Below are 14,704 nucleotides of genomic sequence, written 5' to 3'. Positions count from 1 at the left end.
CTCGGTGCCGGGCTCGGTGGCGGGCTCGGTCATCGGGTGCTCGCTCCCGTCACGTGGGGTCCCTCCGGGGCCGGGTCGCCGGCGTCGAACAGCTCGGTCACACGCGCGGTGCTGCGCGCGGCCCGCCGGCCGGTGGTGACCGTGCCGAGCAGGAGGACGGCCGCCGCGCATCCGGTCAGGATCCAGTATGCCGGGCCGGCGGCGGACACGAAGGCGTCCGCGCCGGGCGTGCCGGACGCCGCCGCGGACGTCCCGGCGGCGAGCACCGCGCCGATCACCGCGACGCCGAGCGCCTGCCCGATCTGCCGGCTGGTGGAGGCGACGGCGGCGGCCACTCCGGCCTGGGCGCGCGGCATCCCGGACACGGCGGTGTTCGTGATAGGCGAGTTCACCATGCCGAACCCGATGCCGAACAGCACGTAGGACGCGAACAGCGTGACGTCGCGGGTCTCGGCGCCGAACACGGCGAACAGCAGGCCGCTGGCGAGCATGGCCGCCCCGGCGATCTGCAGCGGCGGCCGGGGTCCGCGGCCGCCGACCAGGCGGCCCGACAGCGGCGAGACCGCGGCGGTCATCGCGGCCATCGGCAGCAGGTACAGCCCGGCGTGCAGCGCCGACATGCCCCGGACGTTCTGCAGGTAGAGCGTGTTCAGGAAGAGGAACCCGCCGAGCGCGGCGAACCCGCTGATGGCGATGAGGGTCGCGCCGGAGAACGGGATGCTGCGGAAGAAGCGCAGGTCGATCAGCGGCTGCGGGGCGCGCAGCGCGTGCACGACGAACCCGGCGAGGGAGGCCGCGGCGAGCATCGCGGCGCCGTAGACGGCGGGGTCGCCGATGCCGCGGCCGGGCGCCTCGATGATGGCGTAGGTCAGCGTGCCGAGCAGCACGATCATGAGCGCCTGGCCGAGCGGGTCGGGGCGGCGCGGCCGCCCGGCGCGCGACTCGGGGACGAACAGCGCGGTCAGCGCGAGCGCGGCGAGGCCGATCGGCACGTTCAGCCAGAAGATCGACCGCCACCCCACCGAGTCGACGAGCAGCCCGCCGACGAGCGGCCCCATCGCCATGCTGAGCCCGACGACCGCGCCCCACACGCCGATGGCGCGGGCCCGCTCGCGCGGCTCGGTGAACACGTTCGTGATGATCGACATGGCGACCGGGTTGAGCATCGAGCCGCCGACGGCCTGCACGACGCGGGCGGCGACGAGCCAGCCGAGGGACGGTGCGAGGCTGCACAGCACCGACCCCGCGACGAACAGCGCGAGGCCCGTCTGGAACACCCGCCGGCGCCCGATCCGGTCGGCGGTCGAGCCGGCGAGGATCAGCAGCGAGGCGAGGACGATGAGGTAGGCGTCGATCGTCCACTGCAGCCCGGACACCGAGGTGCCGAAGTCGTGCTGCAGCGTGGGCAGCGCGACGTTGAGGATGGTGTTGTCGAGGCTGACGATGAGCAGGCTCATACAGCAGATGCCGAGGACCAGTAACCTGCGGCGGTGGCTGAGTTCGGGCACTGCGGTCCTATCGTTGTAGGCATACAAACGTTATAAGCCTACAACTAATTTGGCGGTCAACGGAACGCGGGGACGCGGCCGCGCGCGGCCGGGATCACCAGCGGCGTCCCGGTCTCCGGGCACTCGATCACCCGGCACGGCAGCCGGAACACCTCCTCGACCAGCTCCGCCGTGACGACCTCGGCCGGGTCCCCGGCCGCGGCGATCCGCCCGTCCCGCATGGCGATCATGTGGGTGGCGTAGCGGGCTGCGTGGTTCAGGTCGTGCAGGACGGCGACGACCGTGCGGCCCTCCCGGTGCAGCCGCGCGCACAGGTCGAGGACCTCGATCTGGTGGGCGATGTCGAGGTAGGTCGTCGGCTCGTCGAGCAGGAGCAGCGGGGTCTGCTGGGCGAGCGCCATCGCGATCCACACGCGCTGGCGCTGCCCGCCCGACAGCTCGTCCACGTGCCGGCCGGCGAGGTCCGCGACGCCGGTGGCGGCCATCGACTCGGCGACGACCCGCTCGTCCTCCCGCGACCACTGGCGCAGCAGGCTCTGATGCGGGTACCGGCCGCGCGACACCAGGTCGGCGACCGTGATGCCCTCCGGCGCGATGGACGACTGCGGCAGCAGCCCGAGCGTCCGGGCGAGCCTCTTGGCGGGCCAGCCGGCGATGGGCCTGCCGTCGAGCACGACCGTCCCCGCCGCCGGCTTCAGGATCCGGGCGAGCGCCCGGAGCAGCGTCGACTTGCCGCACGCGTTCGGGCCGACGATGACCGTGAACGACCCGTCCGGCACGGCGACGTCGAGGTCCTCGGTGATCGTGCGCCTGTCGTAGGCGAGGGTGAGCCCCGTCCCGGTCAGCCGGGCGTTCGCGTCCTTCATTCAGATCCGTCCCGTCTTGCGTTCGGTCACGAGGAGCCAGACCAGGTATCCGCCGCCGATGAGCCCGGTCACGACGCCGACCGGGAGCTGGTGGCCGGGGAACGCGCGCTGCGCGACCCAGTCGGCGGCGGTCAGCAGCGCCGCCCCCATGCACGCCGAGGGCAGCAGGTCGGGGCCCGCCGTGCGGGTGAGGCGGCGGGCGAGCTGCGGCGCGGCCAGCGCGACGAACGCCACCGGACCGGCCGCCGCCGCGGCGAGCGAGGTGAGCAGCACGGCCGCGGCCAGCAGGATCAGCCGGACCCGCTCGACGGGGACGCCGAGGCCGTGCGCGGCGTCGTCGCCCATCTCCAGCATGCGCAGCGCCCGGCCGCAGCCGGCGAGCACGAGCGGCCCGAGGACGGCGAGCGCGGCGAGCACCGGCGCGGCGTCGGCCCAGTCGCGGCCGTCGAGGCTGCCGGTCAGCCACAGCACCGCGCGGGCGGCCTCGATGATCTGCGCCCGGGTGAGCAGGTAGCCGTTCACGCCGGTGAGGATCGCGGCGACGCCGATGCCGACGAGGACGAGCCGCTGCCCGTGCGCGCCGCCCCGCCCCGCGACCGCGTACACGGCGAAGCCGGTGAGCAGCCCGCCGCCCGCCGCGCCGGCCGCGACCGCGGCGGTGCCGCCGCCGGCGAACACGATCACCGCGAGGACGCCGGTCGCCGCGCCCTGGGTGAAGCCGAGGACGTCGGGGCTGCCGAGCGGGTTGCGGGTGAGCGACTGGAAGACCGCCCCGGCCAGGCCGAGCGCGGCGCCGACGGCGAGCGCCGCCGCCGCCCGCGGCAGCCGGATCTCGTTGACGATCAGCGAGTCGGCGGGCGCGCCCCGCCCGAGCAGGGTGCGGGCGACGTCGGCGGGGTTCATCGGGAAGTCGCCGCTGCCGATGAGCAGGACGCCCGTCCCCAGCGCCGCGGCGAGGCAGGCCGCCGCCACGACCAGGGCGCGCGGGCGGAAGCGGAGCGAGAGCCCGGCGGGCGTCCGGACGACGGCGAAGTGCGGGGTGCGGCTCACGCGAGGCCCTTCCGGGGACGCCGGACGAAGTACAGGAACACCGGCCCTCCGGCCACCACCATCACGATGCCGACCTGCACTTCGGACGGGCGTGCGGCGACGCGCCCGAGGACGTCCGCCGCCAGCATCAGCGCGGGCGACAGGACCGCGCAGTACGGCAGGAGCCGGCGCAGGTCGGGGCCGGTCAGCGCGCGGACGAGGTGCGGCACCATCAGCCCGACGAAGATGATCGGCCCGCACGCCGCCGTCGCCGCGCCGCACAGCAGGGTGACCGCGGCGATCGCGGCGATCCGGGCGCGCCCGGGGTCGGCGCCGAGCGCGCGGGCGGCGTCCTCGCCCATCGCCATCGCGTTCAGCGGGCGGGCGAGCAGCAGCGCGAGCACCAGGCCGGCGGCGACGAACGGGGCGACGCGGACGACGGTGTAGTCCTGCGCGGCGGCGAGCGAGCCGACCGTCCAGAAGCGCATCCGGTCCAGGGACGCGGTGTCGAGGAGCTGCACCGCGTTCACGTAGGAGAACAGCCCGGCGTTCAGCGCGGCCCCCGCGAGCGCGAGCCGCGCCGGGGTGGCGCCGCGGCCGCCGCCGACCGCGTAGAGCAGCACGGCGACCGCGCCGGCGCCGGCGAACGCGAACCACACGAAGCCGGTGAACGAGGTGATGCCGAGGAACGAGATCGCCGACACGACGGCGGCGGCCGCGCCCGCGTTGATGCCGAGGATGCCGGGGTCGGCGAGCGGGTTGCGGGTGAGCGCCTGCATCACGGCGCCGGCCGACCCGAGCGCAGTCCCGGCGAGCAGGCCGAGCAGCGTGCGCGGGAGGCGCATCTCGTGGACGAGCGGGTACGCGGCCGAGCCGGGGTCGACGAGCCCGTCCCACGCCTCCCCGAGCGACAGCGGCTTGGCGCCGACGGCGAGGCTGAGCGCGACGGCGGCGAGCAGGAACAGGACCCCGCCGAGGAGTCCGGTCGCCCGCCGTGCGCGGCCGGGGGGTGCGGCCGGCCGCTCGGCGAGCGGTCGCGGCGTGGTCGACAGCACCTGGCGGGCCCTCCTCTGGACAAGATCTTAGGTTAGGTTAACCTAAGTTCTCGCCAGCCCACTATCCGGCCACCGCAGTTGATTCAGGAGAAAGTTCACATGTCGTATACCGCTGCCCGCCCCCTCACCCGCCGCGCCGTCCTCGGCGCCGGCGGCGCCCTCGCCCTCGGCGCGCTGATCAGCGCCTGCGGCGGTGACGGCGGCGCGGGCGGCACCGCCTCGCCCGGCGGCGCCTGGACGTTCACCGACGACCGCGGCACGAAGATCGAGGCCGCGCGGCGCCCGCGGCGGATCGTCGGCTACTCCGCCGCCGCCGCCGCCCTCTACGACTTCGGCGTCGACGAGCAGATCGTCGGCGTGTTCGGGCCGACGAAGCTGAAGGACGGCAGGCCCGACCCGCAGGCCGGGAACCTGCCCGTCGACCGGCTGGAGATCATCGGCAACGCCTACGGCGAGTTCGACATCGAGAAGTACGCCGCGCTGCGCCCCGACCTCCTGGTCGACAACATGTTCATCGAGGGCGAGCTGTTCTACGTCCCCGCGGAGAGCAAGGACAAGATCTACGCGCTGGCGCCGAGCGCCGCCATCGCCGCCGGATCGGTCCCGCTGCCGAAGCCGATCGAGCGGACCGCCGCGCTCGCCGCCGCCCTCGGCGCCGACCTGGAGTCGGCGAAGGTCACCGCCGCCAAGGCCCGGTTCGACAAGGCCGCCGACGCGGTGCGCGCGGCGGCGAAGGCCAAGCCCGGGCTGAAGGTCCTCGCCGCGTCGGCGAGCCCCGACCTGTTCTACGCGTCCAGCCCGGCCAAGAACGCCGACCTCATCTACTACAAGGAGCTCGGCGTCGACCTGATCGTGCCGGACAAGCTCGGCAAGGACGACTACTTCGAGAGCCTGAGCTGGGAGAACGCCGACAAGTACAAGGCCGACCTCATCATGCTCGACTCCCGGACGCAGGCACTGCAGCCGAAGGACCTCGGCTCCAAGCCGACCTGGAAGGACCTGCCCGCGGTGAAGGCCGGGCAGGTCATCCCGTGGAACGCCGAGCCCCGCTTCTCCTACGAGGGCTGCGCGCCGCTCCTCGAAGCACTCGCGGCGGCCGTCGAGTCCGCGAAGAAGACCGGCTGAAAGGCGGCGCGATGACCACTCCGGCCCATCCCTACGCCTTCTTCGACGTGCACGTCGTCCGCTCCGAGCGGCTCGGCCCGTCCATGGTCCGGATCACCCTCGGCGGGGCGTCGCTGGACGGCTTCGCGACCGCCGGGCGCGACCAGCGCTTCAAGCTGTTCCTCCCGCACCCGCACCAGGACGCGCCCGTCATGCCGGAGAACCGCGACGGCGCCACCTGGTTCGACGAGTGGCGGGCGCTGGACCCGGCGGAGCGCGGCATCATGCGCTCCTACACGGTCTGCGACCACCGTCCCGGCGAGCTGGACGTCGACTTCGCGCTGCACGGCAACGGCACGTCCGGCCCGGCGTCGCGGTGGGCGTCGGCGGCCGGCGCGGGCGACCGCGTCACGATCCTCGCCCCGACCGGCCCGGACAACGGCGGCTACGACTTCCGCCCGCCGCCCGGCGCCCCGGTCGTGATCGCGGGCGACCTGACCGCGCTGCCCGCCATCGCCGGGAACCTCGCGTGGCTGCCCGCCGGGACGACCGCCCAGGTCTGGGTGGACGTCCCGCACCCCGGGGACCGCCGCGAGCCGCCCACCGCCGCCGACGCGGAGATCGACTGGGTCTCCCCCGGCGGCCTCGTGGACGCCGTCCGCGGCGCGAAGATCCCGGACGGCGCCTACGCCTGGATCGCCGGAGAGTCCGCCATGGTCAAGGCACTGCGCCGCCACCTGGTGAAAGAACGCGGCATGGACCGCCGCGCCGTCACCTTCACCGGCTACTGGCGCCGCGGCGCCACCGAGGAGGACCTCCTCGCCGAGTACGAGGCGGGCGGCGGCCCCGCCACCGAGGAGTGAGTCAGGGGGCGGCGATGAGGCCGCGCTGGAGGGCGGTCATGACGGCGGCGGTGCGGTCGGAGACGCCCAGCTTGGCGAAGATGCGCAGCAGGTGGGTCTTCACCGTCGCCTGGCCGATGTAGAGGCGCTCGCCGATCTGGGCGTTGGTGAGGCCCTCCGCCACGAGCGCGAGCACCTGCGCCTCCCGCGCCGACAGGACGGGCGGCGCGTCGGTCCCGCCGGCCGCCGCGAGGCGCGCCGACACCTCGGGCGACAGGACGCACCGGCCCGCCGCCGCGTCCCGGACGGCCGCGGTCAGGTCGGCGCGCGAGGCGTCCTTGAGCAGGTAGCCGACGGCGCCCGCCTCGATCGCGCGGACGATGTCGGCGTCGTCCTGGAACGTCGTCAGCACGAGGATCCGGTGGCCCGGCAGCCGCTCGATCGCGCTCACCCCGTCCCCGGACGGCATCCTCAGGTCCATCAGGATGACGTCGGGGCGGACGCGGGGGACCAGCGCGACGGCCTCGTCCCCGGACGCGGCCTCGCCCGCCACCTCGATGTCCGGCTCGGCGGCGAGCATCCCGCGCAGGCCCTCCCGGACGACCGGATGGTCGTCGACGATCATCACGCGGAGCACGGGATCACCGCCTCGACCACGGTCCCGCCGTCGCCGGTGACGGTGAACGTCCCGCCGGCCTGCTCGACCCGGCTCCGCATCCCGCGCAGCCCGAACCCGCGCTCGACCCGGTCGGGCGCGAAGCCGCGCCCGTCGTCGGCGACCGTCAGCCGCACCGCGTCCCCGTACTCCAGCCGCACCCGCACCCGCGTCGCCCCCGCGTGCTTCCGGACGTTCGCGAGCGCCTCCTGCGTCACCCGCAGCAGGACGACCTCCACGGCGTCCAGCGGCCGCGGCTCGCCCTCGACGGCCAGGTCGGCGGGAAGGTCGAAGTCGCGGGCCATCCGCCGCAGCGCCTCCACCAGGGAGCTGCCGTCCAGCGCGGGCGGCGCCAGCGCCGCGACCAGGCCCCGCGTCTCGGCCATGTTCTCGCGCGCCGACCGCAGCGCCAGCTCCAGGTGCGGGTTCGGCCCGACCTCGGCCTGCGCCGCCTGCAGCAGCATCGCGATGGAGGCGAACCCCTGCGCGATCGTGTCGTGGATGTCGCGGGCGAGCCGCTCCCGCTCGGCGAGCACGCCCGCCTCGCGGCTGACCTCCGCCAGCTCGCCGCGGGTCCGGTCCAGCTCCTCGATGAGGCGCATCCGCTCGTGGTTCTGGCGGCCCATCCGCCCGATGAACACCGCGAGCAGCCCGCTGCACGCGATGCCCGCCGCCACGATGACGATGGTCGTCGCCGTGCCCGCCCCCGATTCGGCCAGCCCCAGCCCCACCGGCCCGGACAGCAGGACGAGCACCAGCGCGAACCCGCGCCCCGCCCCGTAGATCATGTAGACCAGCGGGGCCAGCGCGGCGAGGCCCGTCGCCGTCACCGGCGCGAGCAGCGTCGCGGGCACGAACAGCCCGGTCACCGCGACCGCGTAGACCCGGCACCCGGGCCGCGGCACCCCCTCCGACCGGAGCGCGTTCCGCCCGATCGCGGCGTAGGCGACGCCGAGCAGCACGAGCAGCGCGATCGCGGCGGCGCGCCGGCCCGGCGGCACCTCGTCGGCCGCGGTCGCGGCGATGGTGCCGACCAGCACCATCCCGAAGTAGGCTTCCCAGAGCGGATACGAGCGCCGCCAGACGTTCTCGGCCCGCGCCACCGGCTCCCCGGCCATGTTCGTTCCCCGCACCCCTCTGTCCACCGACCGGTGGATCTTACTGCGCCCGCGCCGCGGCAGCATCGCGGCCGCGGTCGAGAACCCGCTCCGCCAGGCCCTGCTCGCCGCCACCGCAACGACGGCCTCCGTCCGGGGCCGCCCTCCCGGCGTGGGCTGAAGGCGGTGTCTCAGGTCGCGCGGTGGCCCTCGTCGAGGGTGAGGGCGGCGGGGTCGATGAGCCCGGCGCGGTAGGCGGCGCCGGCGATGGTCTGGGCGGTGACCGGGGCGGTGATCAGCTGGAACGCCGCCACCAGCAGGAACGGGACGGCGGAGGAGACGGACCCGGCCTGCGGCGCCACCCCGGCGAGGACGAGCAGCAGCCCGATCGTCTGCGGTTTCGTCGCGGCGTGCAGCCGGGTGAGCAGGTCTGGGAACCGGAGCATGCCGAGCGCCCCGGCCGCGCAGAAGGACGAGCCGGCGAGGAGCAGGACGGCGGTGGCGGCGTCGGCGGCGCTCATGCCCGCTCCCTCCGCTCCGCCCGCGCCGCCGCCAGGTGCGCGGCGCTGACCGACCCCACGAAGCCCATCAGCGCGACCACGACGAGGACCGCGGCGTTCGCCGACTCCTTGTGCACGGCGGCGTGCACGGCGATCCCGCTGACCAGCAGGACGGCGAGGATGTCTCCCGCCATGACGCGGTCGAACGTGGAGGGGCCGCGGACGAGGCGCGCGGCCGTCATCAGGAACGCGGCGCCCAGCAGCGCCAGGGTCGTCGAGTAGACGATGGTCATCGGTCCTCCCTGGTGGACACGTCTTGTTCGGCGGCGTCCTCGGACGTCACGAGGGCGCGCATCAGCCGGTGCTCGGTGCGGAGCACGCCGTCCCGCGCGGAGTCCGCCTGCCGCTGCGAGCGGACCGGCATGGCGTGGATGTAGAGCACGTGCCGGTCCCAGTCGAGGTCGACCAGGATCGTGCCGGGGCGCAGGGAAATGCTGGTCGTCACCGCCAGCAGGACGATCTCGGAGCGCGTCCGGGCGTCCACCTCGACGACGGCGCCGCGCACCCCGCGCGGCCGGTACAGGGCGTGCCAGGCGATGACGAGGCTGGACAGCAGCAGGTCCCAGGCGAACTCCACCGCCGCCTCCGCGAGCCGCAGCGGCCGTATCCGCATGATCGTCGGGACGGCCGGGAGCCGGGTCAGCGCGTAGACGGCGGTGACGGCGACGGCGCCGCCGGCCAGGACGAGCGCGTCGGCCCGCCCCCACAGCAGCAGCCAGACCGCGAAGAGCCACCCGGCCATGGCCAGCCGGGACACCGTGCGGCGGACTCCGGTTCTCATGGTCCCCCTCCGCCCTGGACGGCGTGCCGGTAGTCGTTCCCGCTGACGAGGTCGTCCGCGGCCTGCCGGCTCCAGGACGCGAGGGGCCCGGCGAACGCGGCGATGAGGAGCCCGGCGACGACCAGCACCGCGGTCACCGACTGCATGAGCCGGACGCCGCCGTGCGTGTAGGACTCGGACGCGGCCGGCTCCTCGGCGTCCTCCGGACGGGGCCGCCAGAACCCGAGCGTCCAGATCCGGCTCATCGCCATGAGGGTGAGGACGCTCCCCACCACGGCCACGCCAGTGACGGCGTACGCCAGGACGCTCCCCGAGCCGACGCCCGCCTGGAACAGCGCCAGCTTGGCGACGAACCCGGACGTCGGCGGCACGCCGCTCACGCTCATCGCGGGGATGAAGAACAGGACGGAGACGAACGCCGAGAGGCCGGCCAGGCCGCCGAGCCGGTACAGCGAGGTCTCCCCCGTCCGGCCCTGGATGAGGTCGCTGACCAGGAACAGCGTCGCCTGGACGACGATGTGGTGGACGAGGTAGAGGATCGCGCCGGTGAGCCCCGCGACGTCGAACAGGGCGAGGCCGAACAGCATGTAGCCGATGTGCCCGACGAGGATGAACGAGAACACCCGGTGGATGTCGTCGTGGGTCAGCGCGCCGAGGGTGCCGACGATGATCGTCCCGGCGGCGAGGACGAGCATGACCCGGGAGCCGTGCTCGCGCGGGAACACCAGCGTCTCGACGCGGATGAGCGAGTACACGGCGGCCTTCGTCAGCAGCGCGGCGAACACCGCGGTGATCTTGGTGAGGGCGGCGGGATAGCTGTCGGGCAGCCACATGTGCATGGGCACGATCGCGCCCTTGATGCCGAACACCACGAGGAACAGCAGGCCGAGCGCGGTGCGGGTCGCGCCCGGCAGGTCCGGGACCCGCGTCGACAGGTCGGCGAGGTTGACCGTGCCCGCCGCCGCGTAGGTCAGGCCGAGCGAGGTGAGGAAGAGGATCGAGGACGTGAGGCTGACGACGGTGTAGGTCATCCCCGCCCGCACCCGCTCCCCCGTGGGCGTCAGCGTCATCAGGACGTAGCTGGACGCGAGCATGATCTCGAACGCGACGAACAGGTTGAACAGGTCCCCCGCGAGGAAGACGAGGCTGACCCCGGCGGTCAGCGTCAGGTAGACGGGGTAGAACACGCCCGCCTCGTGCTCGCCGGTCCCGCCGGCGCCCTCGCCCAAGGCGTGCAGCATGACCGCCAGCAGCACCGTGCCGGCCACCACCAGCAGGAGCGACGACAGCCGGTCGGCGACGAGCGTGATGCCGGACGGCGCCGCCCAGCCGCCCATCTGGACGGCGAGCGCGCCGTCCCGCGCCACGGCCGCCACCAGCGCCGCGCTCGCCGCGACGCCCCCCAGGGCGGCCAGCGGGCCGAGAACCCGCAGCCAGACCGCGTGGCGGCGCGCGATCAGCGCCAGCGCCGCGCCGAGCAGCGGCAGCGCGAACGGCAGCGGGACGAGGACGTTCATGCGCCGTCCTCCCGCCCCGGGTCCTCTTCCAGCGGCGTGGCGTCCGGCGGCCGCGGGCGGCGGTTCCGCTCCGCGCAGATCCGGCGGTCCTCGACGTCGTCCTGGACCTCGTCCCCGCCGCGCAGCCGCCGGCTCCGGTACGCCATGGCCAGCAGGAACGCCGTGACGCCGAACGTGATCACGATGGCGGTGAGCACCATCGCCTGCGGGAACGGGTCGACCGTCCGGCCCGGCCCCTTCGCGCCGAGCAGCGGCGGCGTGCCGGCGGCGCCGCCCGCGAGCAGCAGGACCAGGTTGGCGCCGTGCCCCAGCAGCGAGAAGCCGATCACCACCTGGACGAGGGACCGCTGCATCAGCAGGTCGAACCCGGCGGCGAACAGCACCGCGACCAGCACGACGAGGACGAGGCCGGGCCCGGTCATGCCGCCTCCTCCCCGGGGACGTCCGCGCCCTCCGGCTCGTCCGGCTCCTCCAGGCTCGCGCCGAGCGTGGTGAGGATCATCAGCACCAGCCCGAGCACCAGGAGGTAGACGCCCGCGTCGAAGAACAGGTTCGTGGGGATCTCGACGTGCCCGAGCACCGGCACCGTCCCGGCGAGCTTGTCGGAGGTCAGGAACTCCCCGCCGGGCAGCGCCCACCCGGCCGCGCCGGTGGCGACCGCGAGCCCCAGCCCGCCGCCGAGCAGGACGCCGGGGCGGACCGGCAGGGCCGTGGCGAGCTCGCGCCGCCCGCCCGGCAGGTAGCGCAGGACGTACGCCATGCCCGCCACCAGGCCGCCGACGAACCCGCCGCCCGGACGCCCGTGCCCGGCGAAGAACAGGTAGACCGAGAACACGAGGATCGTCGGGGTCAGCAGCCGCGCCACCGCCTCCAGCAGGACCGACGAGCCGCCCAGCGGCGGGCGGCCGGGCGCGGCGAGCCAGCGGCTCCGCGGCGCCTCCCCGGCGTCCCCGCCGCGCGGCCGGGGCCGGCGGCGCGTCCCCGGGCCGGTCAGCACCAGGCTCGCGACGCCCATCGCGGTCGCGGCCAGCACGGTGATCTCGCCCAGCGTGTCGAGCGCCCGCAGGTCGACCAGGATCAGGTTGACGACGTTCTTCGTGCCCTCCTCCGCGGCCAGCCGGGTGTAGCCGGGCCCGACCGGCTCGGTGCTCCGGCTCAGCGCCGCCACCATCAGGAAGAGCCCGGCGAACCCGCCCATGCAGAGGCTGATCACGGCCGTGGCGATCCGGGCGGGGGCCTTGCGGAGGCGCGGCGGGAACCGCTCCGGCAGCCGCCGCAGCACCAGCACGAGCATGAACAGCGTGAGCGTCTCCACGACCACGAGCGTCAGCGCGAGGTCGGGCGCGCCGTACGTGGCGAACAGGCCGGTCATCCCGTAGCCCGCGCCGGACAGCAGCACCACCGCCGACAGCCGGCCGCGCGCCCGCACCGCGGCCAGCGCGCAGACGATCACGACGGCGGCGAGCACGAGTTGCGCCGGGTCGTCCCACGCCCGCGGGCCGCCCGCGGGCGGGCCGGGCCCGGTGCCGCGCAGGAGCCCGGCGACCAGGGCCGTTCCCGGCACGGCCAGCACGGTCAGGGCGATCACGCCGAGGTACACCGGCAGCGAGCCGATCTGCAGCCGCCGCGTCACCGCGTGCGCGCCGTCCATCGTCCCCCCGACCACGGCGTCGTAGCCGCGCTGCGCGTCCGGGAGCCACGGGCGCGCGGACCGGCCCGGGAACGTCCGGCCGAACGCGGCGTACAGCCCGGCGCCCGCCACGAGGGCGACCGCCGTCATCCAGATCGGCAGGCCGAGCCCGTGCCACAGTGCGAGCTCGTAGCCGGGTCCGTCCGCCCGCAGCGTCCCGGCGTAGGGGCCGGTCAGCTCTTGCAGCGCGCCGGGGACGAGCCCCGCGCCGAACCCGGCGGCGGAGAGGATCACCACGGGTACGACGAGGCCCCAGGGGTCGCCCGCCTCCTGGTCCGTCCCGCCGCGGAAGGCGCCGTGGAGGAACCGCGCCCCGTAGGCGACGGTGAGCGCCGAACCGGCGACGATCCCCGCGAGGACGGCGATGTCCGGGCCGCCGTGGGCGAACGCCTCGAACGCGGCCTCCTTCGCCACGAACCCGAGGAACGGCGGAATGCCGATCATGGACGCGATCGCGGCCGCCGCCGCGATCGCCAGCACCGGGAGCCGCCTCCCCGCCCCGATCAGCCGGTCGGCCCGGCGCGTCCCCGTCTCCTGCTCGACGGCGCCGACCGTGAGGAAGAGCGGGGCCTTGAACAGGCCGTGGGCCAGCAGCAGCGCGGTCCCGGCCAGCGCGGCCGTCCGCGTGCCGTTGCCGAGCAGGACCATCAGGAAGCCGAGCTGGCTGATCGTCCCGTACGCCAGCAGCCGCTTGAGATCGTCCTGCCGCAGGGCGATGACCCCGCCCACGAGCAGGCTCAGCAGCCCCACCGCGAGCACCAGGGGCCGCCAGGGACCGACCCCGGCGAACGCCGGCGCGAGCCGCGCCACCAGGTAGACGCCGGCCTTCACCATCGCCGCCGCGTGCAGGTAGGCGCTCACCGGCGTCGGCGCCACCATCGCCGCGGGCAGCCAGCCGTGCAGCGGCATCTGCGCCGACTTCGCGAACGCCCCCAGCAGCACCAGGACGACACCGGTCCGCGCCGGGGCGCCGCCGGGCGGGTCCGCGACCAGCTCCGAGATCCGGTACGTCCCCGCGGCCTGCCCCAGCACCACGAACCCGGCGAGCATGACGAGCCCGAACGCCGTGGTCGTCAGCAGCGCCTGCGTGGCGGCGCGCCGGTCGGCCTTGCGATCCGGCCTCGGATGCCCGATCAGGACGAACGAGCTCAGCGTCGTCAGTTCCCAGAACACGTAGAGGACGAGAAGGTTGTCGGCGAGCACGAGCCCGGTCATCGCCCCCGCGAACGCGACGAGCGTGCCGATCATCAACCGCTCGGAGCGCGCGAAATACCAGCCCGCGTAACACAGGACGACAGCCCCGACACCGCCGACCAGCAGCAGCATCACCACGGCCAGCGCGTCCACCCGGAAGTCGAACACGAGCCCCAGGTCCGCCGACCACACGGCCCTGGTGCTCAGCTCCCCCCGCCCGACCCGGGTCGCCGCCCAGACCGCGGTGGCCGCCGGTACCAGGGCAGCGGTACACGCCATGACACGCCGGTACCGCCCCAGCGCCCAGGGCACGCCGATCGCCACGACGGCATAGATCCCGACCAGCGCCAGCATGCCGCCCGCAGCTCCCTCCCGAGGCACGTCCGCAGGCGATCTACCCGACCAGCGCCCCCGAAACGGAGACCCCCGGGATCAGGGCACCTTCCAGAGCCGCACCTTGTCGTCGAAGCCGTGGGCGCTGGCCACGGTCTCGCCGTCCGGGCTGAACGCCACCGACCAGACCGTCCTGACTCGGGCCTTGAACGCGGTCGCCCGGCCCTGACCGCAACCGGCCATCCAACGCCCCATGACCGTCCAAGTAACCGCACTTCTCCTCGGGCACGAGAAAGCCCCGGTCCCATGAGGGCCGGGGCTCAATGCTGTTCGGGGGTCAGCGCTTGAGGGACGCCACCAGGGCCGCGAACTCCTCACGCCCCACCAGCAGCTTCGGGCCGTCCGGGTCCTTGGAATCGCGGACGGCGACAACACCGGGAGCGGACGCCAGCTCGACGCACTCCCCGCCGTTG

General features: G+C 74.7%; 16 protein-coding genes. 2 read left to right on the top strand and 14 right to left on the bottom strand.

Going from position 1 to position 14,704, the window contains the following annotated elements; genetic code table 11:
* Positions 1 to 29: 29 nt before the first annotated feature.
* Genes ACIWVC_RS22375 through ACIWVC_RS22360 form a run of 4 tightly spaced genes read right to left on the bottom strand, consistent with a single transcriptional unit; the run spans position 30 to position 4,458 of the window.
* The gene (locus tag ACIWVC_RS22375; protein ID WP_396446979.1) at positions 30 to 1,508 is read right to left on the bottom strand and encodes an MFS transporter; all 1,479 of its coding nucleotides are present in this window, start codon (positions 1,506 to 1,508) and stop codon (positions 30 to 32) included.
* Between the two features lie 56 nt (positions 1,509 to 1,564).
* Positions 1,565 to 2,374, bottom strand: coding sequence for an ABC transporter ATP-binding protein (locus ACIWVC_RS22370; RefSeq protein ID WP_396446980.1), 810 nt, complete (start codon positions 2,372 to 2,374; stop codon positions 1,565 to 1,567).
* The gene (locus tag ACIWVC_RS22365; RefSeq protein ID WP_396446982.1) at positions 2,375 to 3,424 is read right to left on the bottom strand and encodes a FecCD family ABC transporter permease; all 1,050 of its coding nucleotides are present in this window, start codon (positions 3,422 to 3,424) and stop codon (positions 2,375 to 2,377) included. It lies immediately after the preceding gene.
* The gene (locus ACIWVC_RS22360; RefSeq protein WP_396446983.1) at positions 3,421 to 4,458 is read right to left on the bottom strand and encodes a FecCD family ABC transporter permease; all 1,038 of its coding nucleotides are present in this window, start codon (positions 4,456 to 4,458) and stop codon (positions 3,421 to 3,423) included. Before ACIWVC_RS22360 ends, ACIWVC_RS22365 begins: the two co-directional genes overlap by 4 nt.
* 99 nt (positions 4,459 to 4,557) lie before the next feature.
* Here ACIWVC_RS22360 and ACIWVC_RS22355 point away from each other — a divergent pair, with 99 nt between their 5' ends.
* Positions 4,558 to 5,583, top strand: coding sequence for an ABC transporter substrate-binding protein (locus ACIWVC_RS22355; protein ID WP_396446985.1), 1,026 nt, complete (start codon positions 4,558 to 4,560; stop codon positions 5,581 to 5,583).
* 11 nt (positions 5,584 to 5,594) lie between these two features.
* Complete coding sequence (locus ACIWVC_RS22350; protein WP_396446986.1) at positions 5,595 to 6,425, top strand: siderophore-interacting protein; 831 nt, start codon at positions 5,595 to 5,597, stop codon at positions 6,423 to 6,425.
* A 1-nt stretch (position 6,426) separates the two neighbouring features.
* Here the strand turns inward: ACIWVC_RS22350 and ACIWVC_RS22345 are convergent, their stop codons facing one another.
* The 10 genes from ACIWVC_RS22345 to ACIWVC_RS22300 all read right to left on the bottom strand — a co-directional run.
* Positions 6,427 to 7,041, bottom strand: a complete 615-nt coding sequence (locus tag ACIWVC_RS22345; protein WP_396446987.1) for a response regulator — start codon at positions 7,039 to 7,041, stop codon at positions 6,427 to 6,429.
* A complete protein-coding gene (locus tag ACIWVC_RS22340; protein ID WP_396446988.1) occupies positions 7,029 to 8,177 on the bottom strand; it encodes a sensor histidine kinase in 1,149 nt (382 codons plus the stop codon). The genes ACIWVC_RS22345 and ACIWVC_RS22340 overlap by 13 nt, the downstream gene beginning before the upstream one ends.
* Positions 8,178 to 8,347: 170 nt before the next feature.
* The gene (gene mnhG, locus ACIWVC_RS22335) at positions 8,348 to 8,677 is read right to left on the bottom strand and encodes a monovalent cation/H(+) antiporter subunit G (RefSeq protein WP_396446989.1); all 330 of its coding nucleotides are present in this window, start codon (positions 8,675 to 8,677) and stop codon (positions 8,348 to 8,350) included.
* Positions 8,674 to 8,949, bottom strand: a complete 276-nt coding sequence (locus ACIWVC_RS22330; protein WP_396446990.1) for a monovalent cation/H+ antiporter complex subunit F — start codon at positions 8,947 to 8,949, stop codon at positions 8,674 to 8,676. Before ACIWVC_RS22330 ends, mnhG begins: the two co-directional genes overlap by 4 nt.
* Entirely contained in the window at positions 8,946 to 9,497 is a 552-nt protein-coding gene (locus tag ACIWVC_RS22325; RefSeq protein ID WP_396446991.1) for a Na+/H+ antiporter subunit E, read from the bottom strand. Before ACIWVC_RS22325 ends, ACIWVC_RS22330 begins: the two co-directional genes overlap by 4 nt.
* Positions 9,494 to 11,014, bottom strand: a complete 1,521-nt coding sequence (locus ACIWVC_RS22320; RefSeq protein ID WP_396446992.1) for a Na+/H+ antiporter subunit D — start codon at positions 11,012 to 11,014, stop codon at positions 9,494 to 9,496. Before ACIWVC_RS22320 ends, ACIWVC_RS22325 begins: the two co-directional genes overlap by 4 nt.
* Positions 11,011 to 11,436, bottom strand: coding sequence for a Na(+)/H(+) antiporter subunit C (locus ACIWVC_RS22315; protein WP_396454531.1), 426 nt, complete (start codon positions 11,434 to 11,436; stop codon positions 11,011 to 11,013). Before ACIWVC_RS22315 ends, ACIWVC_RS22320 begins: the two co-directional genes overlap by 4 nt.
* Entirely contained in the window at positions 11,433 to 14,252 is a 2,820-nt protein-coding gene (locus ACIWVC_RS22310; RefSeq protein ID WP_396454530.1) for a Na+/H+ antiporter subunit A, read from the bottom strand. Before ACIWVC_RS22310 ends, ACIWVC_RS22315 begins: the two co-directional genes overlap by 4 nt.
* Positions 14,253 to 14,330: 78 nt before the next feature.
* Entirely contained in the window at positions 14,331 to 14,474 is a 144-nt protein-coding gene (locus ACIWVC_RS22305) for a hypothetical protein (protein ID WP_396446995.1), read from the bottom strand.
* Between the two features lie 94 nt (positions 14,475 to 14,568).
* Positions 14,569 to 14,704, bottom strand: a 136-nt coding sequence (locus tag ACIWVC_RS22300) for a DUF397 domain-containing protein (RefSeq protein ID WP_396454533.1), incomplete at its 5' end; no start/stop codon positions are given.

Source organism: Actinomadura sp. (assembly GCF_044508335.1).
GTDB lineage: Bacteria > Actinomycetota > Actinomycetes > Streptosporangiales > Streptosporangiaceae > Spirillospora.
This window is presented reverse-complemented; position numbering and strand designations above follow the sequence as displayed.